Below are 20,895 nucleotides of genomic sequence, written 5' to 3' on the forward strand. Positions count from 1 at the left end.
CCAAAACTCTTCCCTATAAGGCCCTCCTAGCCTGATACCAGAATCGCAAGCACAACCGGCCGGGTCTTCCCGTCCCGGTTTTTCGTGCAAGCCGCTCGCCGAACGGAACTCACAACGATGCCAAGACGCACCGACATCAAGTCGATCCTGATCATCGGGGCCGGCCCCATCGTCATCGGCCAGGCCTGCGAGTTCGATTATTCCGGCACACAGGCCTGCAAGGCGCTGAAGGAGGAGGGCTTTCGCGTCATCCTGGTCAATTCCAACCCGGCCACCATCATGACCGACCCGGAACTGGCCGACGCCACCTATATCGAGCCGATCACGCCTGAAGTCGTCGCCAAGATCATCGCCAAGGAGCGGCCCGACGCGCTGCTGCCGACCATGGGCGGCCAGACCGCGCTCAATACTGCTCTGTCGCTGCGCCGCATGGGCGTGCTCGAACGCTACAATGTCGAGATGATCGGCGCCGACGCCACGGCGATCGACAAGGCTGAGGACCGGGCGCTGTTTCGCGAGGCGATGAAGAAGATCGGCCTGGAAACGCCGAAGTCGATGCTTGCCAATGCCACCGATGTCAAGAACGCCGACCGCAAGACGCACGAGGCCGAGCGCGCCGCCGTAAAGGCCGAGGCGCCTGCCGACCTCGATGCCGCGCTCGACGCGCTGGAAACCCGCTGGAACCTCGGCGAAGGCGACCGCAAGCAGCGCTACATCAGCCATGGCATGGCGATTGCCGCCCAGGCGCTCGACCATGTCGGCCTGCCCGCCATCATCCGCCCGTCCTTCACCATGGGCGGCACCGGCGGCGGCATCGCCTACAACCGCGCCGAATTCTACGACATCGTCCAGTCCGGCCTCGACGCCTCGCCGACCACCGAAGTGCTGATCGAGGAAAGCGTGCTCGGCTGGAAGGAGTATGAGATGGAGGTCGTCCGCGACAAGGCGGACAATTGCATCATCGTCTGCTCGATCGAGAACATCGACCCGATGGGCGTACACACCGGTGACTCGATTACCGTTGCCCCCGCGCTGACCTTGACCGACAAGGAATACCAGATGATGCGCAACGCCTCGATCGCGGTGCTGCGCGAGATCGGCGTCGAGACCGGCGGCTCCAACGTGCAGTTCGCCGTCAACCCGGCCGATGGCCGCCTCGTCGTCATCGAGATGAACCCGCGAGTCTCGCGCTCGTCGGCGCTGGCGTCCAAGGCGACCGGGTTCCCCATCGCCAAGATCGCGGCCAAGCTCGCTGTCGGCTACACGCTGGACGAGCTGGAGAACGACATCACCGGCGGCGCCACACCCGCCTCCTTCGAGCCAAGCATCGATTACGTCGTCACAAAAATCCCGCGCTTTGCCTTCGAGAAATTTCCCGGCGCAGAGCCGGTGCTGACCACCGCCATGAAGTCGGTCGGCGAAGTCATGGCCATCGGCCGCACCTTCCAGGAGTCCCTGCAGAAGGCTTTGCGTGGACTGGAAACCGGCCTGACCGGCCTCGACGAGATCGAAATCCCCGGCCTCGGCCACGGTGCCGTAGCTGCCAACCACGCCGACGACCGCAACGCCATCCGCGCCGCGCTCGGCACGCCGACGCCCGACCGGCTGCGCATGGTGGCGCAGGCGATCCGCATGGGCACCTCGCTCGAAGACGTGCACGCCATGTGCAAGATCGACCCGTGGTTCCTCGAACAGATCGCCGGCATCGTTTCCATGGAAGCCCGCATCCGCGAGCACGGCATTCCGCAAGACGCCGTCAATCTGCGCATGCTGAAGGCGATGGGCTTCTCCGATGCCCGCCTCGCCTCGCTGACGAAGAACGACGCCGAAGTGATTGCGAAGATTCGTGAAAAGCTCGACGTTCATCCGGTTTATAAGCGCATCGACACGTGCGCCGCCGAGTTCGCCTCGCCCACCGCCTACATGTACTCGACCTATGAAGTGCCCTTCGCCGGCGCGCTGGCCAATGAAGCGCAAGTGTCGTCGCGAAAAAAAGTCGTCATCCTCGGCGGCGGTCCCAATCGCATCGGCCAGGGCATCGAGTTCGACTATTGCTGCTGCCATGCCGCCTTCGCACTGCGCGACGCCGGCTATGAAGCGATCATGATCAACTGCAACCCGGAGACGGTGTCGACCGACTACGATACCTCCGACCGGCTCTATTTCGAGCCGCTGACGGCGGAGGACGTGCTGGAGATCCTGCGCGCCGAACAGGCCTCGGGCGAACTGGTCGGCGTCATCGTCCAGTTCGGCGGCCAGACGCCGCTGAAGCTGGCCGATGCGCTGGAGAAGGCCGGCATCCCGATCCTGGGCACGTCACCCGACATGATCGATCTCGCCGAAGACCGCGACCGTTTCCAGAAGCTGTTGCACAAGCTGAACCTCAGCCAGCCGAAGAACGGCATCGCCTATTCGGTCGAGCAGGCGCGTCTCGTCGCCGGCGAGCTCGGTTTCCCGCTGGTGGTGCGTCCCTCCTATGTGCTCGGCGGCCGCGCCATGCAGATCATCCATGACGAGGGCATGCTGCAGAGCTACCTGCTCGACACCGTGCCCGGCCTGGTGCCGGAGGACATCAAGCAGAAATACCCCAACGACAAGACCGGCCAGATCAACACGCTGCTGGGCAAGAACCCGCTGCTGTTCGACACCTATCTCTCCGGCGCCATCGAGGTCGATGTCGACTGCCTCTGCGACGGCAAGTCGACCTTCGTCTCAGGCATTCTGGAGCACATCGAGGAGGCCGGCATCCACTCCGGCGACAGCGCTTGTTCGCTGCCGGTGCATTCGCTGCCTTCCGATCTGGTCGACGAGCTGGAGCGACAGACGGCGGCGCTTGCCCGCGCGCTCAATGTCGGCGGGTTGATGAACGTGCAGTATGCGATCAAGGACGGCACGGTCTATGTGCTGGAGGTCAATCCGCGGGCATCGCGCACCGTGCCCTTCGTCGCCAAGACCATCGGGCGTCCGATTGCGAAAATCGCCGCATGCATCATGGCCGGCGAGAAGCTGGAAGACGCCTTCGCCCATTACGGCGCCATGCCCGACCCGCGCAACCCCGGCCACATCGCGGTCAAGGAAGCCGTCTTCCCCTTCGCCCGCTTCCCCGGCGTCGACATATTGCTCGGCCCGGAAATGCGCTCGACCGGCGAGGTCATGGGCCTCGACCGCGACTTTGCGCTCGCCTTCGCCAAGAGCCAGTTAGGGGCCGGCGTCGACCTGCCGCGCTCCGGCACGCTGTTCGTCTCCGTGCGCGACGAGGACAAGGCCGGCATCCTGCCGGCGGTCAAGCGTCTGGCCGGCCAGGGCTTCAAGGTGCTGGCGACATCCGGCACCGCCCGCTTCCTCGCCGAAAACGGCGTCGACGCCCAGAAGATCAACAAGGTGCTGGAGGGCCGCCCCCACATCGAAGACGCCATCCGCAACCGCCAGGTCCAGATCGTGTTCAACACCACGGATGGCCAGAAGGCGGTGTCGGACTCGAAGTCACTGCGGCGGGCAACGCTGATGCAGAAGGTGCCGTACTATACGACGCTGTCGGGGGCGGCGGCTGTGGCTGAGGCGATTGCGGCGCTGAAGGCGGGGAGCCTGGAGGTGAGGCCACTGCAGGAGTATTTTGCGTAGGGCATCGCCGAATGCCAGCTAGTGGTTCTAACAACGTTCCAGAAATTCCTTCGTACTATCTATAACCTCAACCAAGTTCTGGATTGGGGTTATCTCCCAGGTCTGAATGAACGCTCGCGAGAGAAACAGGTTCAACGGGCCTGGTTGTGTCGTCGGCGGCAGCTTTGAACCATCTGCTTCTTTAGCTTTTCTAAGAATGGAAAATTGTATCTGACGAAGATAGTATATGTCATTGTAAAGAAAGTTTAATATATCGCAAGATCGAAACATGACGTTCAGCGACAACTTTCCGTCTCTATATTTAAAATCTCCGCTTGTAGGACAAGGGACGTAGCCAGGCCATCTTTTATTGTATAAGTCAGAAGGCCTAAAGAAAGTAAAAACGTGGGTACTAGCACGCGGAAACGCTGAGACTTCGCTTACTATTTTATCGATTTGGTTGATGGCATTTAGCGGGACAGGTCTAGAAGCTGTGTCGGGAAAATTTTCTAGCCGGCTGCGATAGCTAGGTTTGCTAACTCGATTCTTTTCCGAGGTATAGACACGAGCCGTTCTTTCGATCGCCTTTAGTCCCCGAATACCAAGCAACTCGCCGTACTCATAGCGTCGCTCAGCGAAATATGTGAATCTTTCCGGTGAATATGGTATAAATATAACTAGAGGGCTTATCTCTAGCGATCTTTTAACCCGCTTGCCTTGTAAAAAAACTTCGGAGATCGCCCTGCAACAGGCATCAGTTTCCGATTTTGACGTTATTGCGTAAGTCATTAATTATTTCTTTTGCGGGTGAACACATCAGAACCGCCAACGCCAAACCGAAGAAAAACATCGACGTGACGGTTCCCTTTTTTGTGACACTATACATCTTCTTCAGATTGGTTTGCCGATAATTCTGCAGAAGGTACAAAATGAATACCTGCTGGAGATCTTCTTTTAGCATGACTTCACGATCTAAAGATCCGGAAATAGCTTTCAAGAAATTTCTAAAATTTCTCCGAACATCTTCAACCGCCGCCTCCTTGTCGTCGTGCCCGAACAGATCGTCGAGATCGTCTATAACATCGCCGGAAACCGTATACCTGTAGTACCAGCTTTTGATGTCAGCGGCTTTTCTATGGGGATGATTTTTCTCAGAAACGTGAGTGTACATCACGATCAGGCGGCACGCCGTAATTCCGAGTACTATCAAGCCCAAGCCAAGAAAGAAAACAAAATATCTAGATCCTCCAACCGAATTAACTATCGCAGCCGCAGCAGCAATAAATGATAGCATGCCTAGAGCGGCTTGAAACAACTTACCACGCTGATCTTCATACCAATCGTGGCGCCCAACGGCGTACTCGATCATACGATACGCTCTATCTTGCAAATCGCCGTTTTCGCCAAGTTCGTATTCGGCAGCGACCTCCGATAATTTCTTGCGAATTTGGGGCTGCATAGTTGGCCTTTGGTGCGAGCGTATGGATGAGTCTCACCGTCGATTAGAGCATATAACGCGCTACTACATCCACGTGTTGTTATCGACCCACGGCAACGAATCCGAAAATAAGACTTTCAGAATAGCCCCTCACCCCTGCTCCGGATACGGCATCCCATGCTTTGTGCAGGAACCACCAGCCGACTAGGCTTATCATGTCGATGTCGGAGCAAGTGATGACATCGTCGGGGTCGCGCGAACCGACCTCCAGATAGCGCGTCCTCATCGACGAGCGGTTGATCATGTGGTGGCCGTTGCCGCTGTTTCCGGCGAAGGCGGCGGTAGCTTGCCTCGAGCAGCGTCTCACCGCTGTCTTGGACCAGTCTCAACTCGACAGGGAAGCTCACGCCACCGCCACACACTCGATCTCGATATCGAACTCCATCGGCCACGACGCCACCGGCACGAAACTCCGCGCCGGCGGGTTCGTGGAAAAGTACCTGGCATAGACCCGGTTGATGGCGTTGTAGAAGCCGGAATTGACGGCGTAGATGCGCACCATCACCACATTGTCCAGCGAGGTGCCGGCCGCTTCCAGGCAATGCTTCAGCGCCTTCAGCGACGCCTCGGTCTGGGTTTCGATGTCGCCGCGCACCATCTCGCCGGTCACCATGTCCACCGGCGGCGTCGCCGAGATGAACACGAAGCCATTGGCCCTCACCGCCGTCGAGCAGGGCAGCCCGAGCGCCCGCACCTTGGCCGACATGACGGGCACTTCGATGACTTCTTTTTTCACGGTGATGCTCCCTTTGTTTGCCAAGCTGGCGCCAAGGCCCCCTCACCCAGCCTCCGCTTCGCTCGGCTGACCTCTCCCCGAGGGGAGAGGAGCCGGTCAGCGCCAGCGCTTCCCTCTTCTCCCCAGCGGGGAGAAGGTGGCCGCGAAGCGGTCGGATGAGGGGGCCGGCGCCACCTTTAATCGTGAGGAACTTATCCCCCCACCCAGCGAACACCAGCGCCGAAGCATGGTCCAGCCCTCACCCCTGCCCCGGATACAGCGTCCCGTCCTTGTGCAGAAACCTGCCATCCGAACTCGGGCTCATCATGTCGATGTCGGAGCAAGTGATGAGATCATCCGGATTGCGCGAGCCGACCTCGAGATAGCGCGCCGTTGTGGACGAGCGGTTGATCATGTGGTGGCCGTTGCCACTGTTCTTGGCAAAGGTCGCGCAGTCGCCGGCCTTGAGCAGCGTCTCGCCGCCATCCTCGACCAGCACCAGTTCGCCTTCCAGCACATAGACGAGCTCGTCCTCATGGCTGTGCCAGTGCCGCTGGCTCGACCAGCCGCCTGATGGCAATGTCATCAGGTTGACGCCGAAATCGGTGAGGCCGCCGGCATCGCCGAGGCGGTGGCGTGTGCGCTCGGCGCAAGGGGCGTCGAAGGGTGCGGGGTAGCCGGAGCCCTTGCGGACAGGCACGGTGGACAGGTCGAGCTTGGGCATGGGAGCTCCATTGAATTGGTGGCGGCAGTGTATGTCACTGCCGGCGCAGCCACAGAGCCACTTTGCCGCAATGCCTTGCCAACGGCAGGCATCGGCCGTCGCACTCTACGGCGCCCCCTCTGTCCTGCCGGACATTTCCCCCACAAGCAGGGAGATTGGCTGTCGCCTCAGCCTTCGCCAATTTTCACCGTCGCAAGAAAAGCACGGCGCCGACGCTGCTGATCTCCCCACTCGTGGGGGAGATGTCCGGCAGGACAGAGGGGGCGCCGTAGAATGCTATTGGTGGCTAGTCACCAGCCCTCAACCCTGATGCGCCGCCGCGAGTTTCTTCACGTGCTTCTCGTGCATCTGCAGCGTCGGCAGCGTCTTCTTGGCGAATTCCTTCATCGCCGGGTCGTCGCCCGAGTTGGCATAGGTGCTGAAAAGGGCAACGGCCTCCTTGTGCGCGTCCGTCTGCATCTGGATGTACTTGGCGTCAAAATCCTTGCCGCTTGCGCTCTTCAACTCGTCGAGCATTGCCTGCTCCTTCGGCTGCAGGGCCGGCCCCGCGGCTTTGGTCGAACCGGTGGTCTGGCCCTGGCTCAGCGCCGCCTTGAACTCCTTGCCGGCTTTGGTGTGGTCCTTGACCATCTGCTTGGCGAATTTCTTGACGTCAGCCGCCTTGGATTTCTCCTCGGCGAGCTTGCTCGACTGGATTTCGAATTCGTTGGAGCTAGGCACCGTCTTGACGAAGGTTGGGGTATCGACCTTGCTGGCGGCCATGGCAGGCGCGACCGCAGTCGAGTTGGCCGCAAGGGCGGCAGGGGCACCGGCGAACAAGGCGACGGCGGCAATGGTGAGAAGCGTTTTCATCTGAGGTCTCCGATTTGAAAATTTCCCTCGGCTAATCAAACGCGGCGTTGGCGGCAGGGTTGCGTCCGGAGAACTATTCGTCAGCGACCATCTGCCGAAGAGCCGTCCCGAGCCCCTGGCGGACAAACCTCCAGGACAGCACGCCTCGCCATATTGCAGCTGTTCGTTCCAGTTCGGCCGACCCTCAGGCGTGAAATCCATAAGGTCCCACAGGATCTCGCAGATGCCGATGGCGCGCGGATCCTAATGGACGGCGCTGCATTGGGAGCCGGTTGCACTTCCCTGTATTGCGTCTGCAGGTTAGATTTCCGGAGCTGGGGAGACACATGCAAGAGGATGAAGAGATCGATCTGCGCTGCCCGCAAGTGGTGGCCGACAACGCCGCCAAGGGGTTGAGGCTGCGCAAGCAGTTCGGCCGGGGCGGCACCGAGATCGGCGTGGCGCGGGCGACGGAACTCAAGAACCGCGAAAAGCTGGCGCCCTCGACCATCCGCCGCATGGTCAGCTTTTTCGCCCGCCACGAGGTCGACAAGCGCGGCAAGAATTACGGCAATGAAGACAATCCATCGGCCGGCCATATCGCCTGGCTGCTGTGGGGCGGCGACGAGGGCCGCGCCTGGGCGATTGAGCTCAAAAAGAAGATCGGCAATGCGCCCGATATCTGAGGGCGACCGCAAAACGACTGGCGGGCCCCAAACCCCCGCCTGGGACCCGCCAAGGAGTGGCTGAACACATGCCGGTGCAGCCCCTCCACATCTGCCAGTCGTCGATCCGCCATCGGTCGAAAGGCATGCAAGGTGAGGTAGCATCCGGTTGCGGCGGCCTATGTGAAGCAGTTCACAATCCGAAGGATTTCAACAGCGCTCGAGCAATTCCAGGAAAAGTGGGAACCGGTTTTCCCGGGAAAAAGCGCGTAGCGTCTTTCCCAGGGAATTGCGGCAAGAAAGCCTTACCCTTCCCAGGCGACAGGCATCATTCCCAGCCGCTCGTAGAGCCGGAGCGCGGCGGCGTTCTCGACCGTGTTGGTCTTGAGGTCGACATGGGCCGCGCCCCGATCGCGAAAGGCGTTGAAAGCCTGCCACATCAGCGCTTCGCCAATGCCTTGGCCGCGCGCTTCGGGATGGACCGCGAGGTCCTTGACGAAGGCCCTCGTCCAGCACAGCGCTGCCGCCGCCAGCCGTCCCTTGGCGTCGATGACGAGGAAACACAGCGCCGGGTCGAATTCGGCATCGCTGGATATGCGCGGCCACCATTCGTCGAACGGGCCGTCGGTGCCGTCGTCGAACACCTCGGTCAAAAGCGCATGCAAGGGCTGCGCGTCACCATGTTCGAAGCAGCGCATGGTAAAGCCGTCCGGCCAGTGCGGTGCAACGAGCGTCTCGTCGAGGATCTTGCGCAGCCGGATGTCGTTTGGAGCCGGCGGGCGCGGTTCAGGCATCGCGCTCAGGCGTCGGGCTGCAGCCGGCGGCGCTTGCGGTCGACACCGAGGCCGGTGGCCTCGAGCAGGCCTTTGCGCTTGGCGTCGAAATAATAGCCGGTCTGGTAGAGCCAATCGGCCTTCTTGGCGTTGCCACCCGCCACCAGCCAGGCGCCACGCAGATATTTGACCGCGTATTTCAGATTGGTCTCGGCGTCGAACAAGCCCTTGGCCGGCCCGTCATAGCCCATGCCGCGCGCCGTCGCGTGCTTGATCTGCATCAGCCCCCAATGGCCGTTATTGTAAGCCTTGGGATTGTAGGTGCTTTCGCGGTTGACGACGTGGCGCACCAGATCGACCGGCACCTCGTAGAGAGCAGCGTATTTCTGGATCAGCCGGTCGACGTCGCCGCGCATGCCGGTCGCATGCTCTTCTTCCGGGAGACCGAGCGGCGCGGCGGGGAACTGGCCCAGGGAAGCCGGGTTCTGCGGCACGACATAGGCCACCTGCTGCACGCCGGGCATGGCGTTCTGGCCGCCCTTGGCGGTCGCCGGCATGACAAGGCCGGCGGTCGTATATTGCGCCGCGACCGGCTGTCCGGCGTTGGCGGGCGCAGGCGCCTGCCAGGCATTGGCGGCCATCACCGCAGGCACGGCCGGGGCCGTGGGCGTCGCGCCGGCAAAGGCTGCGGTCGCGGCAGCCGGCAGCGCAGCGGCATCGAGCGCTGGCGTGGCCGGCGTCGCTTCGGCCGACTGAACGGGTGTTATGCCCGAGGATTGCGGCAGCACCGAAACCGTATCGGGCAGCGGCACGGTGAAGCCGGCATCGCTGCCGGCGGCGGTCGCGGTTTCGGTCAGCGCAGGCGTGGCCTTCATCTGCGAGGTCGATTGGCAGCCGCTGAGGGCAGCTGCGCCGACGATCACAGAGATCGCGATAAGGTTGAACTTTGCTGGCAAGCCGCGCGGGTCCGATTTGTCGGTTGTTAAGAAGTCCTTACACCAGCGATTCCTGGTGGGCAATCGGGACCATCTGGTGGTTTTCGGGTGGCGAGAGCCGGGATCAGATGCCATATTGTTCTGCATATGTACCGGTCGGTATCCCGGTTTTCGCCGCTTTGCGGAAAGGAGCGCATCATGGAAACGGCATCTTCGATCACAGCCGGCCACGCAGTGTTAGAAACAGTGATCGGCTTCATAGGCATCGCCTGGAGCGAAAAGGGCCTGATCCGGCTCTGCCTGCCCGAAAGGAGCCGCGAAGCGGTGGAGCGCCGGCTGATGCGGCATGCCGGTGTTGCCGCCAATACGACTGCGAACACTGGGCAGCCGCAATGGGTGGTCGAGCTGATCGCGTCGATCAAGGCCTATGCCTCAGGCGAGGACGTCGATTTCTCCGGCGTGCCGGTCGATCTCGACGGCGTCGACGACTTCCGTCTCGCCATCTACGACGCGGCGCGGAAACTGCATTACGGCGAAACCACCACCTATGGCGAACTGGCCAAGCGCGCCGGCCAAGCCGGTCTGCCGCGCGAAACCGGGGCAGCGCTGGGCGCCAACCCGGTGCCGCTGGTCATCCCCTGCCATCGGATTCTCGCCGCGGGCGGCAAGATCGGCGGCTTCTCGGCGCCCGGCGGCTCGGCCACCAAGGAAAAGATGCTGGCCATGGAAGGCGTGCGCGTCGGCCCGCCGCCGGCGGCGCAGGTCTCGTTCGGGTTCTAAGAGCTTGAATGGTATGCCGGCTGGGTATGTTGAGATTCAGGTCAGGCCGCACCGAGAACTATGGTCTTCGAGAACCGGAGCGGAGCGTACTAATGTACGTGGGCACCGGACGCGCAGAAGACCATCGTTCGCAGGCCGGCCTCACCTGAATATCAATATGCCTAATGACGGCGCAGGAAGCGGCGGTGAAAATGGTCGTTCTCGACCCGCTTGCAGAGATAGACCGGGCAGGATTCGGTATCGGCGCTCGGTACATAGGCGCGCTTCCTGACCTCGCCGACATTGCAGAATTGCTGGCTCTGCACATAGCGGTCGAAGAGCGGCAGCCCCGGCACGCGCCTGGACTGATAGCGCAGGATGACCGCGCCCTGGCGGGCGATCGTGCCTTGCACCCTGTCGCAGCTCATACGAGTGGGGTCGTAGCGCGAAATTGCCTGCGCCTCGGCGGCCGCCAGCGTCAGGCAGGCGGCAAGCAGAATGGTTTTCACAACCGTTTTCATGACAGTCTCCCAAAACCGGACTAACGCCGTCGGGCGTCCCGATCTTCCCGATTGCTCGACGCTTTCATGCGATTGGGGCGGCCTTTGGGCGGCGCCACCGCAACGCCATTTTTCGAGCCATCTTGTTTTTGGTGCAAAACCCGCCTATATCAGCTCCATTGATATTTCGGCCGATCGATCCGGGCCTCGCGATCTTCGCGTTTGCTGACGTCTATCTCCAAAATCTCGATACAAACCGGCTGAACCTCGGTTCGGTCAAACCAAAGCAAATGCGAGGACTATTCATATGGCAACTGGTACGGTCAAGTGGTTCAATGCCACCAAGGGCTTCGGCTTCATTCAGCCTGATTCGGGCGGTGCGGACGTTTTCGTTCACATCTCCGCTGTCGAGCGCGCTGGACTGTCGACCCTGGTCGAAGGCCAGAAAATCAACTTCGAGATCGAGCAGGACCGCCGCACAGGCAAGTCGTCCGCTGGTTCTCTGAGCAAGGCAGCCTGATTTTGCGATAGCGCGCGCCGGACGAGAGTTCGGGGCGCGCGGCAAGTCACGGATGTACTGACGGTCGCGCGAGAAGCGCGCTGGAGCAGAAAGACCCGACAAGCTGGATCAGCAGATAGCTGCCGGCACGGACTTAAAGCTCCGATCAGGCTACCGAAAATGGGAAGGCGGGATTTATCCCGCCTTTTTGTTTGTCTGGAATTGGACGATGGCCATGCTAGTTTCGCCCCATGACCAAGCTCGAACAGATTGAAAGATCCATCGCAGCCCTGAACACCAAAGAACTAAAGGCCTTTACCAAATGGTTCGCAGCGTATCAGGCAGAGGTGTGGGATATGCAGATCGAGGCGGACGCCAAGGCTGGCCGGCTGGATAAGTTTGCCGAGCAGGCTTTGGCTGAACTTCACGCGGGCCGAGTTCGCCCTCTTTGAATGCGCGCTACGGCCGAAGGCCGCAAGCCCAACCGGGCATCGCGCCCGTTGGCGTCCGGTCCGGAACGAGCCGCGAAGCGGCGGCAAGCGCGAGCACAAATCAGCGCCGCAGATGCAGCGGCACCACCTTGTTGTCGGCGCCAAGCAGCGCCTCGATCGACAGCGGCTCCCGGTTGAAGATCGTGCCGGCCAGCGCCGGGCGGCCGAGATGGAACCCCTGTAGCAGGTCGACGCCGCCATCCAGCGCGACGCGCAGATGCACGGATTGCTCGATGCCTTCCACCAGCACCTTGGCGCCGCGATCGTGCAGCGACGAGACGAGCGGCCGGAAGAAGCGCTCGGCGGCAGCGTGGCGGCAGAATTCGGCGAACCAGCCGCCGTCGATCTTCACAATATCCGGTTGAAGCAGGCTCATCCGCTCCGCGGTCGAGTGGCCGGTGCCGAAATCGTCGATGGCGATGCGGATGCCGTGGCGCCGCATCTCGCGCACCAGCGGAGCCAGCACATTATCGTCGGCCGCCTGTTCGGTGATCTCGCAGACCAGCATGGCGGCATGCAGGTCGAGATCGCCGAGATGCCGCGTCATCAGCCGGATCTCGGCCAGCGCCCGCCCGAGATGATCGTTGATCATCGGGTTGTAATTGAAGAACAGGTCGAGCCCGTCGACGCCGATGTTGCGGAAGTTTTTCAGATGCAGCATCCGGCACATCGTCTCGACAAACAGGCGGTCGCCCGGCGCAACACTGTCGAAGAACATGGCCGGTGCAACCGGCATGGAAGCGCGCTGCGGTTCGATCAGCGCCTCGACGGCAACCGCGGCCAACGCGCCACCGCGTGGCGCAAAGATCGGCTGGTAGGCGCTCTTCAGCCGGAATGCGCCATAGACGCCGTATTCGATGCCGACCTCGTCGGCAAAGATCGCTTCGCCGATATCGCGACGCCTCTCGCGCTGCCCGGTCATGGCCCGGTCCTGCGCCCGGTCCTGCGCCCGAACACCCTGCCCGGCCGCGCCGGAGGCGCTGCAGTCGGGCCGGCAGGCGTCTTGCCAGGCTCGGCCGCCGCGACAGACGGCTGCCCATCCTTGCCGAAAGCGCGAAAGCTGGTCGGCGCCAGTTCCGGCTTTGCCAGCACGAAGCCCTGCACCATCGATGCGCCGGATTTCTCGGCCAATTCAAGCTGCCAGCCTTCCTCGATGCCTTCGAACACCGTCCGGATGCCCTGTAGTTCGAAGTTCGTCACCATGGCAGTCAGTAGGGCAAAGCCGGCGCCCGATTCCATGAGCTGCGTGATCCAGTGCGCATCGAATTTGACGATGTCGGGCTTGAGCTCCTTGATGCGGTTGATGTCGGATTCATCGGCGCCGTAATCGTCGACGGCGATGCGAAAGCCATTGCCCCGCAGCGCCTCGACAAAGCTGTAGAGCGTTTCCTGCGACGCCGACTTCTGCTCGGTGACCTCGCAGACGATGCGCCGCGGATCGATCCCCGCCTCGTGCAGCACCAGCCGCATGTCGCGAAGCGCGTTGTCGGCAACGGTGCGCTCGGTGAACACCGACGGGTCGAAATTGACGAAGATCGAGGCTTCTTGCGGCAGGCAGGCGCCGGCGTTGAGCAAATGCAGCGTGCGCGTCAGCGCCTCGATGTGCAGGCGGTCGCCGGCCGGACAGGTGCGGAAGAAGTTCATCGGCGATTGCGGCTCGCCGTCACGAAACGGCCGGATCAGCCCCTCGAACGCTGCGATCGAGAGCTTGCCGTCCTTGAAGGCGAAGATCGGCTGAAAGGCGCTCTGCAGCGTGTAGGGACCCCAGACACCTGAAGCGGTGCCGTCATCGTGACGGATGATGTGGGCAAGCCCGGTGCTGCGCGACAAGGGTCCCTCGCTCCGCGAGACAGGCGAAATGGCTGGCGATCCTGCCGTCAAAGGTTTTAGCGGCCGTTGATGAATTTATTCTTGCCGGGGATAAGCCTATCGATTGCCGAGCCCGCAGCGCAGAGCGAAACGGTCATGCACGCGCTCCAAAAGCCGATCTTCACAGGTCCTTGACCCCTGGCTCATCCGACAATGCTTGCACTTGCCGGGTCGATGCGACATGAGAAGCGCCGCAGCTGTTTGCGGTTGCGCCGACCCCTCTGGAGATATCTGGTCATGGCCTTTCTTGCCGACGCCCTTGCCCGCGTAAAGCCTTCCGCCACCATCGCGGTGACGCAGAAAGCCCGCGAGCTGAAAAATGCCGGCCGCGACATTATCGGCCTCGGCGCTGGCGAACCGGATTTCGACACGCCCGACAACATCAAGAATGCGGCGATCGAGGCGATCCGCCGCGGCGAGACCAAATACCCGCCGGTTTCGGGCATCGCGCCGCTGCGCGAGGCGATCGCAAAAAAATTCAAGCGCGAGAACAATCTCGACTACAAGCCCGAGCAGACCATTGTCGGCACCGGCGGCAAGCAGATCCTGTTCAACGCCTTCATGGCGACGCTGAACCCAGGCGACGAGGTCATCATCCCCCGCCCCTATTGGGTCAGCTATCCCGAAATGGTGGCGATCTGCGGCGGCACCTCGGTGTTCGCCGACACCTCGATCGACAATGGTTTCAAGCTCACTCCCGCCGTGCTGGAAAAGGCGATCACGCCGAAGACCAAATGGCTGTTGATGAACTCGCCATCGAACCCGTCCGGCGCCGCATACACGGAAGCCGAGCTGCGCGCGCTGGCCGACGTGCTCTTGAAGCATCCGCATGTCTGGACACTGACCGACGACATGTACGAGCACCTGACCTATGGCGACTTCGTCTTCAGGACGATCGCCGAGGTCGAGCCGAAACTCTACGAGCGCACGCTGACCATGAACGGCGTCTCGAAAGCCTACGCCATGACCGGCTGGCGCATCGGCTATGCCGCGGGTCCGGTCCAGCTGATCAAGGCGATGGACATGATCCAGGGCCAGCAGACCTCGGGCGCCTGCACCATCGCGCAATGGGCCTCGGTCGAGGCGCTCAACGGCCCGCAGGATTTCGTCGCCAGGAACAAGGCGATCTTTCAGGGCCGTCGCGACCTCGTCGTGTCGATGCTCAACCAGGCGCGCGGCATAACCTGCCCGTCGCCGGAAGGCGCCTTCTACGTCTATCCGTCCTGTGCCCAGCTGATCGGCAAGAGGACCAAGGCCGGCAAGGTCATCGACACAGACGAGACCTTCTGCTCGGAACTGCTCGAAGGCGAGGGTGTCGCGGTGGTGTTCGGCTCTGCCTTCGGCCTCGGCCCCAACTTCCGCATCTCCTACGCCACGTCGGAGACCCTGCTGGAGGAAGCCTGCACGCGCATCCAGCGGTTCACGGCATCGCTGACCTGAACTGGCGGCACCGAGACATGAAACCCGGCTTCGAGCCGGGTTTTTGTCAGGAGCAGACCTCAGCCGCCATACTGCTCGCTGGTGACCGCTTCCATCCAATCTGCGTGGACGCCGTCCAGCGCTTCCTGCATGGCGACGTGGGTCATTGTCGTCTTTGGACCCGCGCCGTGCCAGTGCTTCTCGCCCGGCTCGAACGAGATCACGTCGCCCGCCTTGATCTGCTGGATCGGCCCGCCCCATGTCTGCGCAAGGCCGGCGCCCGACGTGACATAGAGCGTTTGGCCGAGCGGATGCGTGTGCCAGTGGGTACGCGCGCCAGGCTCGAAGCTGACCAGCGTGGCCCGCAGCCGCGCCGGCGCTTCCTTCTCGATGATGGGCGTCTGCAGCACGCGGCCGGTGAAATACTTCTCCGGTGCGATGATGGTCGGCACGCTGCCGCAGGCAATGATCTTCATCTCTGGTGACCCCTGAGTTCAGCAGAACCTACCCTGCCCCGGTGCCGGCTACCACCCCAGCCGAGGCCAGAACAGGCCGGCACGTACGCGATAGTCCGCGTAGGCTCCGGCCAGCGGCGTGCGCGAAAATTTCTTCTCTTCGTCCAGCGCCGCAAACACATAGAGGATAGCGATTCCGGCGACCGGCACCACCGCCCAGATCGACCAGGTCGCGATCCCCCACCCGATCCAGAAGACGATGTAGGACGTATAGAAGGGGTGGCGGACATGGCCGTAGGGGCCGTCGGTCAGCAGGCTGTGTGGATCGTCGGGTGCGAAGGCGAAGCGCAATCGCGCCTTGCGCGACGTGACAATCGCCCACCAGAACAGGGCAGAGCTCGCCAGTTCGACGGCAAGTCCGGTGAGCTTTGCCGAACCCGGCTGCGATTGGATCCAAAGGATGGCGAGAAAGAACAGCGCCGTGGCGATGACCGCCGCCGAAATCACCATGGCGCCTGGAGACATCGCCTGCGATTGGAAATGCGCCCGCATCGACCAGACATATTGGCCAAGCGTCGCGATGCTGCAGATCGAGACAAGAAGATCGAGGACTGGTTCCATTGTCGGGATTCCGCGCGTGATTGCCATGGAGCCAGCGATCGTGCCGGCTATCTCTTTAGAAATCCTTTCTTAACCACATGTTTAAAGAACATATAGAGCCAGCGATGCGATGTTGGCGGTCAGGCAAATCTCAAGGTCTAATCCAGCATGAGCATCACTCACCGCACCATCCGCACGCCGCAGGCCGACTTGCGCCTCAGCCAGTCGTCTGGGTCCGGCATGCCCATCGTCATGATCCATGGGTCGGGCAGTTCGCGCGCCGTGTTTGCCCGTCAGTTCGATAGCCCGCTTGCCGACGGCCATCGGCTGATCGCCTTCGACCTTCCCGGCCACGGCGAGTCCTCCGATGCCCGCGACCCGGCGACCGCCTATACGATTACCGGCCTTGCCCAGACCACAGCCCGGCTTCTCGACGCTTTGGGCATCGGCCACGCCATCATCTTCGGCTGGTCGCTCGGCGGCCATGTGGCGGTCGAACTGGCCAGCTTTCACCATGCGGTCAGCGGCCTGGTGCTGACCGGAGCGCCGCCGGTGTCGCGGGGGCCGCTTGGCATGCTGCGCGGCTTTCACGCCAACTGGGACATGCTGCTGGCCTCCAAGAAGGTCTACTCCGAACGCGACATCGAGCGCTTCGAGGCGCTTTGCTTCGGCGATACCGCCAGTCCGTCTTTCCGCGAAGCCATAAGGCGCACCGACGGCAGGCTTCGCGCCGGCGTGGCGCGCAGCATGTTTGCCGGCAAGGGCGCCGACCAGAAACAGGTGGTCGAGCACGCCCCGTTCCCGGTTGCGGTGATCAATGGAGAGCATGATCCGCTGGTGCGGCTGAGTTACTTCGAGACGGTGGCCTATGGCTCGCTGTGGGAACAATGCCATGTCATATCAGGCGCCGGCCATGCACCGTTCTGGGAACGCCCAGACCTGTTCAACCCGTTGCTGTCGCGCTACGCCGAGATGGTGGTGAAGCAGAGTGCAGCCGCCACGCCCACGCGCCGCACCCAGGCAAGCTGAAATCGCCGGACGGTTCTGATCCCGGGGTCTTGCCTCGGCCGCCTGACGGCGCACCGGATTCCTATTTTCCTTGCCCTGCCGGCTAACCCGTGGGACGATGGGCTTGGGCAGGTGGCTAAGAGAAACAACCCCGCCCCGCGACGGTCGAACAGGCCGGCCGCCGCTCACGACAGGGTGCGATCGGCGCAAAACCGTTTCCACTTTTGCTGATCGCACTCCAAGGGCCAAGCCTGAGTGGAGGTCAGCCATGGGTACTCGCGCCGGAGGACGACGCACGGGACCGAAATGCATTGCCATAGTCGGTCCCTTTGCAAGCGGTAAGACGACACTTCTCGAAGCCATCCTCGCCCGTACGGGCGCCATCCCCCGCCAAAATCCCGTTTCATCGGGAAGCACCGTGTCCGATCATTCGCCCGAGGCGCGGGCGCACGCCATGAGCGTCGAGGCGACCTTTGCCACCACCGAATTCATGGGCGAGCAGATCACCTTCGTCGACTGTCCCGGATCGATCGAATTCTCCTTCGAGGCCGAGCCGGTGCTGGCAGCCTGCGATCTCGCGGTGGTCGTCGCCGAGGCCGACGAGAAGAAGATCCCAGCCTTGCAGCTCATCATGCGCAAGCTCGACGATCTCGGCGTGCCGCGCATCCTGTTCCTCAACAAGGTCGACAAGGCAATCGCCGGCGTACGCGATACGCTGAAGATGCTGCAGCCGACGAGCGCGGCGCCGCTGTTGCTGCGCCAGATTCCGCTGCGCAAGGACAATGTGGTGATCGGTTCGATCGACCTGGCGCTGGAGCGCGCCTACATCTACCGCGAATATGCCGAAAGCCAGGTTGCCGAAATTCCAACTGACGACAAGGCGCGCGAACTGGAGGCTCGCTTCTCCATGCTGGAGACACTTGCCGACCATGACGACCAGTTGATGGAGCAGTTACTGGAGGAGATCGAGCCGCCGAAAGACGCGGTCTTCGACGATCTGTCCGCCGACCTGCGCGCCGGCGCCATAACGCCGGTGCTGATCGGCACCGCCGAAAAAGGCAACGGCGTGCTGCGCCTTTTGAAGGCGATCCGCCATGATGCACCGGATGTCGAGGCGACGCGCAAACGGCTCGGCGTCCCCGACGGCAATCACACCGTGGTCCAGGTGATGAAGACCATCCACACCGCGCATGGCGGCAAGCTGTCCGTGTCGCGCGTACTCTCTGGCCAGATCGCCGATGCAGCCGAACTCTATTTGTCGAATGGCGAGACGGCGAAGGTCTCCGGCATCTACAAGATGCTCGGCAAGGACCAGTCCAAGCTCACCGCTGCCAAGGCCGGCGACACGGTGGCGTTGGGCAAGCTGGACGAGGTCAAGACCGGCCAGACGTTGAGCTCCACGAAGGGCGGTATCAAGCCGCTGGTCACGCTGACGCCGCCGCAGCCGGTCTTTGCCTTTGCGCTACGGCCGAAGGAGCGCAAGGACGAGGTCAAAATGTCGGCGGCCATCCAGCGCCTGGCCGAGGAAGATCCCTCGCTCACCTTGCGCCACAATCAGGACTCGGCCGAGACCGTGCTGTCCGGCCATGGCGAGATGCATCTGCGGGTCGTGCGCGAGCGGCTGGAAGGCAAGAATCAGATTCCGGTCGAAGGCCATGCGCCTGCCGTCCCCTATCGCGAGACGATCCGAAAGACGGTGCAGCAGCGCGGCCGCCACAAGAAGCAGTCCGGCGGCCATGGCCAGTTCGGCGATGTGGTGATCGAGATCAAGCCGCTGCCGCGCGGCTCCGGCTTTCAGTTCTCGGACACCATCACCGGCGGCGTCGTGCCCAAGACCTACATCCAGTCGGTCGAAACCGGCGTGCGCGATTATCTGAAATCCGGCCCGCTCGGCTTCCCTGTGGTCGATGTCGCCGTCAACCTCTCCGACGGCTCCTACCACGCCGTCGATTCCTCCGACATGGCTTTCCAGATGGCGGCCAAGCTGGCCATGAAGGAAGGCATGGCGGCCTGCTCGCCGGTGCTGCTCGAGCCGGTCATGAAAGTCGAGATCGTCACGCCGTCCGAAGCCACTTCGAAGATCATCGCGCTGATCCCGCAACGGCGCGGGCAGATCCTTGGCTACGACGCGCGGCCTGACTGGCCGGGATGGGATGTCGTGGAGGCGACCATGCCGCAGGCCGAGATCGGCGACCTGATCATCGAACTGCGATCGGCGACCTCCGGCGTCGCCAGTTATCGTTGCGCCTTCGATCACATGGCCGAGCTGACCGGACGGTTGGCCGACGAAGCGATGAACGCCAACGGCAAGGCTGCCTGACAGGCCGAAGGATGATCCGCACAAAAAACGGCGCCCGGATGATCCGGACGCCGCTCTTATTGCGGACCGTCTTCTTGGGAGGAAAACGGCAGGTCCGCCGCACGTATCCGCCGCGCCATACGGCACTGGCAGACGAATAGGTTCGGACGCGGTAGCCGCCTGAGCCCGGATCTTCCGAGTGATGCCCCCATCTCCCGTTCGAACCACACCGCGTCCTATGATCTGCTTAAACGATGAATCGCGCCTGCGGCATGTTACCTGAGGTTACATGTCACTGTTACGCGGCGATTTTGCTCGATTTTTCGCTGGCTACGGCAGGCCCGGAAACAAAAAAGCCGGATCAATGAAGATCCGGCTGAGTTTGATTGGAAGTGCCTGTTAAGGCTAACCTCCAGAGGGGAACACTCGAGGGCACTAATGGGAGGAGAACGCGCCCAGGAGATGATCTATATATGTGCTGTTCATGCCCAAGAAACAAGCATCTATTTTGCAACACACGCATGCAAAAAGGTACAGGCTGTGGTCTAACCCATGTCTAGGGGCCATAGGACCACGAAAAGTTGCCAAATGAATGGCGCGACCGTGCTGTTGCCTTCGCAGAACCGCAAGTCGGGCTGATTCTCGCGCTCGCGGGCAAAAAGCCGAATGACGTTGAATCGGGCAGCAGGCGTTTATTTTTGCGGCAGCGGGATGGGAAGGGTCGGCCGGAAGATGGGAGACCTGACATGCGGACACCCCAGGCGATCGCCGGCAGCGCGGTCTTCTTCATCGCCGCACCTTGTGTCGTGGCCGGGCTGGTGCCCTGGCTGCTGACGGACCGCTACCGTCTGCCGCTGTCGACGCTGCCCGGCTTCGTGCCGGCTGGCTCCATCCTGATCGTCGCGGCCATCGCCCTGCTCGTCCATTCCTTTGCCCGCTTCGCGCTCGAAGGCCTGGGCACGCCGGCGCCTGTAGCACCCACCGAGAGACTGGTGATCGGCGGCGTCTACCGCCATGTCCGCAACCCGATGTACGTCGCCGTGCTGTCGATCATCCTCGGCCAGGCGTTGCTGTTTTCAAGCTGGAGCGTCGCTGCCTATGCCGCCATCGGCGCGATCGTCATGGGCTCTTTCGTCAGGTTCTATGAGGAGCCGACTCTCGCCCGCCGCTACGGTGGCGAATACGAGACCTACCGCCGCAATGTTCCCGGCTGGCTGCCACGGCTGACGCCTTGGCGGGGGTGACCAGCACCTCC

Annotated in this window: 21 protein-coding genes; 9 read left to right on the plus strand and 12 right to left on the minus strand. The window is 62.1% G+C overall.

The window, feature by feature from the left end:
- Positions 1 to 117: 117 nt before the first annotated feature.
- Positions 118 to 3,621, plus strand: coding sequence for a carbamoyl-phosphate synthase large subunit (gene carB / locus ACYG9Z_RS06555; RefSeq protein ID WP_023751210.1), 3,504 nt, complete (start codon positions 118 to 120; stop codon positions 3,619 to 3,621).
- A gap of 27 nt (positions 3,622 to 3,648) precedes the next feature.
- Here the strand turns inward: carB and ACYG9Z_RS06560 are convergent, their stop codons facing one another.
- From ACYG9Z_RS06560 to ACYG9Z_RS06580, 5 genes are all read right to left on the minus strand, one after another.
- Positions 3,649 to 4,389, minus strand: coding sequence for a thymidylate synthase (locus ACYG9Z_RS06560; RefSeq protein ID WP_156931475.1), 741 nt, complete (start codon positions 4,387 to 4,389; stop codon positions 3,649 to 3,651).
- Positions 4,355 to 5,059 (minus strand): hypothetical protein, encoded by a 705-nt coding sequence (locus tag ACYG9Z_RS06565; RefSeq protein ID WP_023751211.1) that lies wholly within the window; start codon positions 5,057 to 5,059, stop codon positions 4,355 to 4,357. The genes ACYG9Z_RS06560 and ACYG9Z_RS06565 overlap by 35 nt, the downstream gene beginning before the upstream one ends.
- Positions 5,060 to 5,441: 382 nt before the next feature.
- Complete coding sequence (locus tag ACYG9Z_RS06570; protein WP_023683775.1) at positions 5,442 to 5,834, minus strand: Rid family hydrolase; 393 nt, start codon at positions 5,832 to 5,834, stop codon at positions 5,442 to 5,444.
- 238 nt (positions 5,835 to 6,072) lie between these two features.
- Positions 6,073 to 6,537 (minus strand): cupin domain-containing protein, encoded by a 465-nt coding sequence (locus ACYG9Z_RS06575; RefSeq protein ID WP_023751212.1) that lies wholly within the window; start codon positions 6,535 to 6,537, stop codon positions 6,073 to 6,075.
- A 300-nt stretch (positions 6,538 to 6,837) separates the two neighbouring features.
- Positions 6,838 to 7,389, minus strand: a complete 552-nt coding sequence (locus tag ACYG9Z_RS06580; protein WP_023751213.1) for a DUF4142 domain-containing protein — start codon at positions 7,387 to 7,389, stop codon at positions 6,838 to 6,840.
- 326 nt (positions 7,390 to 7,715) lie between these two features.
- Here ACYG9Z_RS06580 and ACYG9Z_RS06585 point away from each other — a divergent pair, with 326 nt between their 5' ends.
- Positions 7,716 to 8,054, plus strand: a complete 339-nt coding sequence (locus ACYG9Z_RS06585; protein WP_023751214.1) for a hypothetical protein — start codon at positions 7,716 to 7,718, stop codon at positions 8,052 to 8,054.
- Between the two features lie 284 nt (positions 8,055 to 8,338).
- On the opposite strand, the gene ACYG9Z_RS06590 is transcribed toward ACYG9Z_RS06585, so the two are convergent.
- Both ACYG9Z_RS06590 and ACYG9Z_RS06595 read right to left on the minus strand, forming a co-directional pair.
- Entirely contained in the window at positions 8,339 to 8,827 is a 489-nt protein-coding gene (locus tag ACYG9Z_RS06590) for a GNAT family N-acetyltransferase (protein ID WP_023751215.1), read from the minus strand.
- Positions 8,828 to 8,832: 5 nt separating this feature from the next.
- Positions 8,833 to 9,762, minus strand: coding sequence for a lytic transglycosylase domain-containing protein (locus ACYG9Z_RS06595; RefSeq protein WP_023751216.1), 930 nt, complete (start codon positions 9,760 to 9,762; stop codon positions 8,833 to 8,835).
- 177 nt (positions 9,763 to 9,939) lie between these two features.
- Here ACYG9Z_RS06595 and ACYG9Z_RS06600 point away from each other — a divergent pair, with 177 nt between their 5' ends.
- Positions 9,940 to 10,521, plus strand: coding sequence for a methylated-DNA--[protein]-cysteine S-methyltransferase (locus tag ACYG9Z_RS06600; protein WP_023751217.1), 582 nt, complete (start codon positions 9,940 to 9,942; stop codon positions 10,519 to 10,521).
- A 161-nt stretch (positions 10,522 to 10,682) separates the two neighbouring features.
- Here ACYG9Z_RS06600 and ACYG9Z_RS06605 read toward each other — a convergent pair whose 3' ends face one another.
- Positions 10,683 to 11,009 carry a hypothetical protein gene (locus ACYG9Z_RS06605; protein WP_023695754.1) on the minus strand — a complete coding sequence of 109 codons (327 nt, stop codon included), beginning with the start codon at positions 11,007 to 11,009 and terminating at the stop codon, positions 10,683 to 10,685.
- A gap of 298 nt (positions 11,010 to 11,307) precedes the next feature.
- Between ACYG9Z_RS06605 and ACYG9Z_RS06610 the strand changes: the two genes are divergently transcribed.
- Together ACYG9Z_RS06610 and ACYG9Z_RS06615 are read left to right on the plus strand one after the other, a co-directional pair.
- A complete protein-coding gene (locus ACYG9Z_RS06610) occupies positions 11,308 to 11,520 on the plus strand; it encodes a cold-shock protein (protein ID WP_015316174.1) in 213 nt (70 codons plus the stop codon).
- A 230-nt stretch (positions 11,521 to 11,750) separates the two neighbouring features.
- Complete coding sequence (locus tag ACYG9Z_RS06615; RefSeq protein WP_023671961.1) at positions 11,751 to 11,951, plus strand: hypothetical protein; 201 nt, start codon at positions 11,751 to 11,753, stop codon at positions 11,949 to 11,951.
- A 100-nt stretch (positions 11,952 to 12,051) separates the two neighbouring features.
- Here the strand turns inward: ACYG9Z_RS06615 and ACYG9Z_RS06620 are convergent, their stop codons facing one another.
- Together ACYG9Z_RS06620 and ACYG9Z_RS06625 are read right to left on the minus strand one after the other, a co-directional pair.
- The gene (locus tag ACYG9Z_RS06620) at positions 12,052 to 12,912 is read right to left on the minus strand and encodes an EAL domain-containing protein (RefSeq protein WP_023689726.1); all 861 of its coding nucleotides are present in this window, start codon (positions 12,910 to 12,912) and stop codon (positions 12,052 to 12,054) included.
- A complete protein-coding gene (locus ACYG9Z_RS06625; RefSeq protein WP_023751218.1) occupies positions 12,909 to 13,820 on the minus strand; it encodes an EAL domain-containing protein in 912 nt (303 codons plus the stop codon). The genes ACYG9Z_RS06620 and ACYG9Z_RS06625 overlap by 4 nt, the downstream gene beginning before the upstream one ends.
- Positions 13,821 to 14,096: 276 nt before the next feature.
- Between ACYG9Z_RS06625 and ACYG9Z_RS06630 the strand changes: the two genes are divergently transcribed.
- Positions 14,097 to 15,299 (plus strand): pyridoxal phosphate-dependent aminotransferase, encoded by a 1,203-nt coding sequence (locus ACYG9Z_RS06630; protein ID WP_023751219.1) that lies wholly within the window; start codon positions 14,097 to 14,099, stop codon positions 15,297 to 15,299.
- Positions 15,300 to 15,358: 59 nt separating this feature from the next.
- On the opposite strand, the gene ACYG9Z_RS06635 is transcribed toward ACYG9Z_RS06630, so the two are convergent.
- Positions 15,359 to 15,754, minus strand: coding sequence for a (R)-mandelonitrile lyase (locus tag ACYG9Z_RS06635; RefSeq protein ID WP_023711180.1), 396 nt, complete (start codon positions 15,752 to 15,754; stop codon positions 15,359 to 15,361).
- A gap of 48 nt (positions 15,755 to 15,802) precedes the next feature.
- Positions 15,803 to 16,354, minus strand: a complete 552-nt coding sequence (locus ACYG9Z_RS06640; protein WP_023724921.1) for a methyltransferase family protein — start codon at positions 16,352 to 16,354, stop codon at positions 15,803 to 15,805.
- A gap of 147 nt (positions 16,355 to 16,501) precedes the next feature.
- Between ACYG9Z_RS06640 and ACYG9Z_RS06645 the strand changes: the two genes are divergently transcribed.
- The 3 genes from ACYG9Z_RS06645 (at position 16,502) to ACYG9Z_RS06655 (ending at position 20,884) form a co-directional block, all read left to right on the plus strand.
- Positions 16,502 to 17,362, plus strand: coding sequence for an alpha/beta fold hydrolase (locus ACYG9Z_RS06645; protein ID WP_023705865.1), 861 nt, complete (start codon positions 16,502 to 16,504; stop codon positions 17,360 to 17,362).
- A 247-nt stretch (positions 17,363 to 17,609) separates the two neighbouring features.
- Positions 17,610 to 19,661, plus strand: coding sequence for an elongation factor G (locus tag ACYG9Z_RS06650; protein ID WP_023683761.1), 2,052 nt, complete (start codon positions 17,610 to 17,612; stop codon positions 19,659 to 19,661).
- 725 nt (positions 19,662 to 20,386) lie between these two features.
- Complete coding sequence (locus ACYG9Z_RS06655) at positions 20,387 to 20,884, plus strand: methyltransferase family protein (protein ID WP_023751220.1); 498 nt, start codon at positions 20,387 to 20,389, stop codon at positions 20,882 to 20,884.
- Positions 20,885 to 20,895 lie beyond the last annotated feature (11 nt).

It is taken from the genome of Mesorhizobium sp. RSR380A, assembly GCF_054719385.1.

Bases quoted from the DNA above. Each gene is read 5' to 3' on its own strand.
- carB (WP_023751210.1), top strand. From the start codon at position 118: ATGCCAAGACGCACCGACATCAAGTCGATCCTGATCATCGGGGCCGGC.
- ACYG9Z_RS06560 (WP_156931475.1), bottom strand. From the start codon at position 4,389: ATGACTTACGCAATAACGTCAAAATCGGAAACTGATGCCTGTTGCAGG.
- ACYG9Z_RS06565 (WP_023751211.1), bottom strand. From the start codon at position 5,059: ATGCAGCCCCAAATTCGCAAGAAATTATCGGAGGTCGCTGCCGAATAC.
- ACYG9Z_RS06575 (WP_023751212.1), bottom strand. From the start codon at position 6,537: ATGCCCAAGCTCGACCTGTCCACCGTGCCTGTCCGCAAGGGCTCCGGC.
- ACYG9Z_RS06580 (WP_023751213.1), bottom strand. From the start codon at position 7,389: ATGAAAACGCTTCTCACCATTGCCGCCGTCGCCTTGTTCGCCGGTGCC.
- ACYG9Z_RS06585 (WP_023751214.1), top strand. From the start codon at position 7,716: ATGCAAGAGGATGAAGAGATCGATCTGCGCTGCCCGCAAGTGGTGGCC.
- ACYG9Z_RS06590 (WP_023751215.1), bottom strand. From the start codon at position 8,827: ATGCCTGAACCGCGCCCGCCGGCTCCAAACGACATCCGGCTGCGCAAG.
- ACYG9Z_RS06600 (WP_023751217.1), top strand. From the start codon at position 9,940: ATGGAAACGGCATCTTCGATCACAGCCGGCCACGCAGTGTTAGAAACA.
- ACYG9Z_RS06610 (WP_015316174.1), top strand. From the start codon at position 11,308: ATGGCAACTGGTACGGTCAAGTGGTTCAATGCCACCAAGGGCTTCGGC.
- ACYG9Z_RS06615 (WP_023671961.1), top strand. From the start codon at position 11,751: ATGACCAAGCTCGAACAGATTGAAAGATCCATCGCAGCCCTGAACACC.
- ACYG9Z_RS06620 (WP_023689726.1), bottom strand. From the start codon at position 12,912: ATGACCGGGCAGCGCGAGAGGCGTCGCGATATCGGCGAAGCGATCTTT.
- ACYG9Z_RS06630 (WP_023751219.1), top strand. From the start codon at position 14,097: ATGGCCTTTCTTGCCGACGCCCTTGCCCGCGTAAAGCCTTCCGCCACC.
- ACYG9Z_RS06635 (WP_023711180.1), bottom strand. From the start codon at position 15,754: ATGAAGATCATTGCCTGCGGCAGCGTGCCGACCATCATCGCACCGGAG.
- ACYG9Z_RS06640 (WP_023724921.1), bottom strand. From the start codon at position 16,354: ATGGAACCAGTCCTCGATCTTCTTGTCTCGATCTGCAGCATCGCGACG.
- ACYG9Z_RS06645 (WP_023705865.1), top strand. From the start codon at position 16,502: ATGAGCATCACTCACCGCACCATCCGCACGCCGCAGGCCGACTTGCGC.
- ACYG9Z_RS06650 (WP_023683761.1), top strand. From the start codon at position 17,610: ATGGGTACTCGCGCCGGAGGACGACGCACGGGACCGAAATGCATTGCC.
- ACYG9Z_RS06655 (WP_023751220.1), top strand. From the start codon at position 20,387: ATGCGGACACCCCAGGCGATCGCCGGCAGCGCGGTCTTCTTCATCGCC.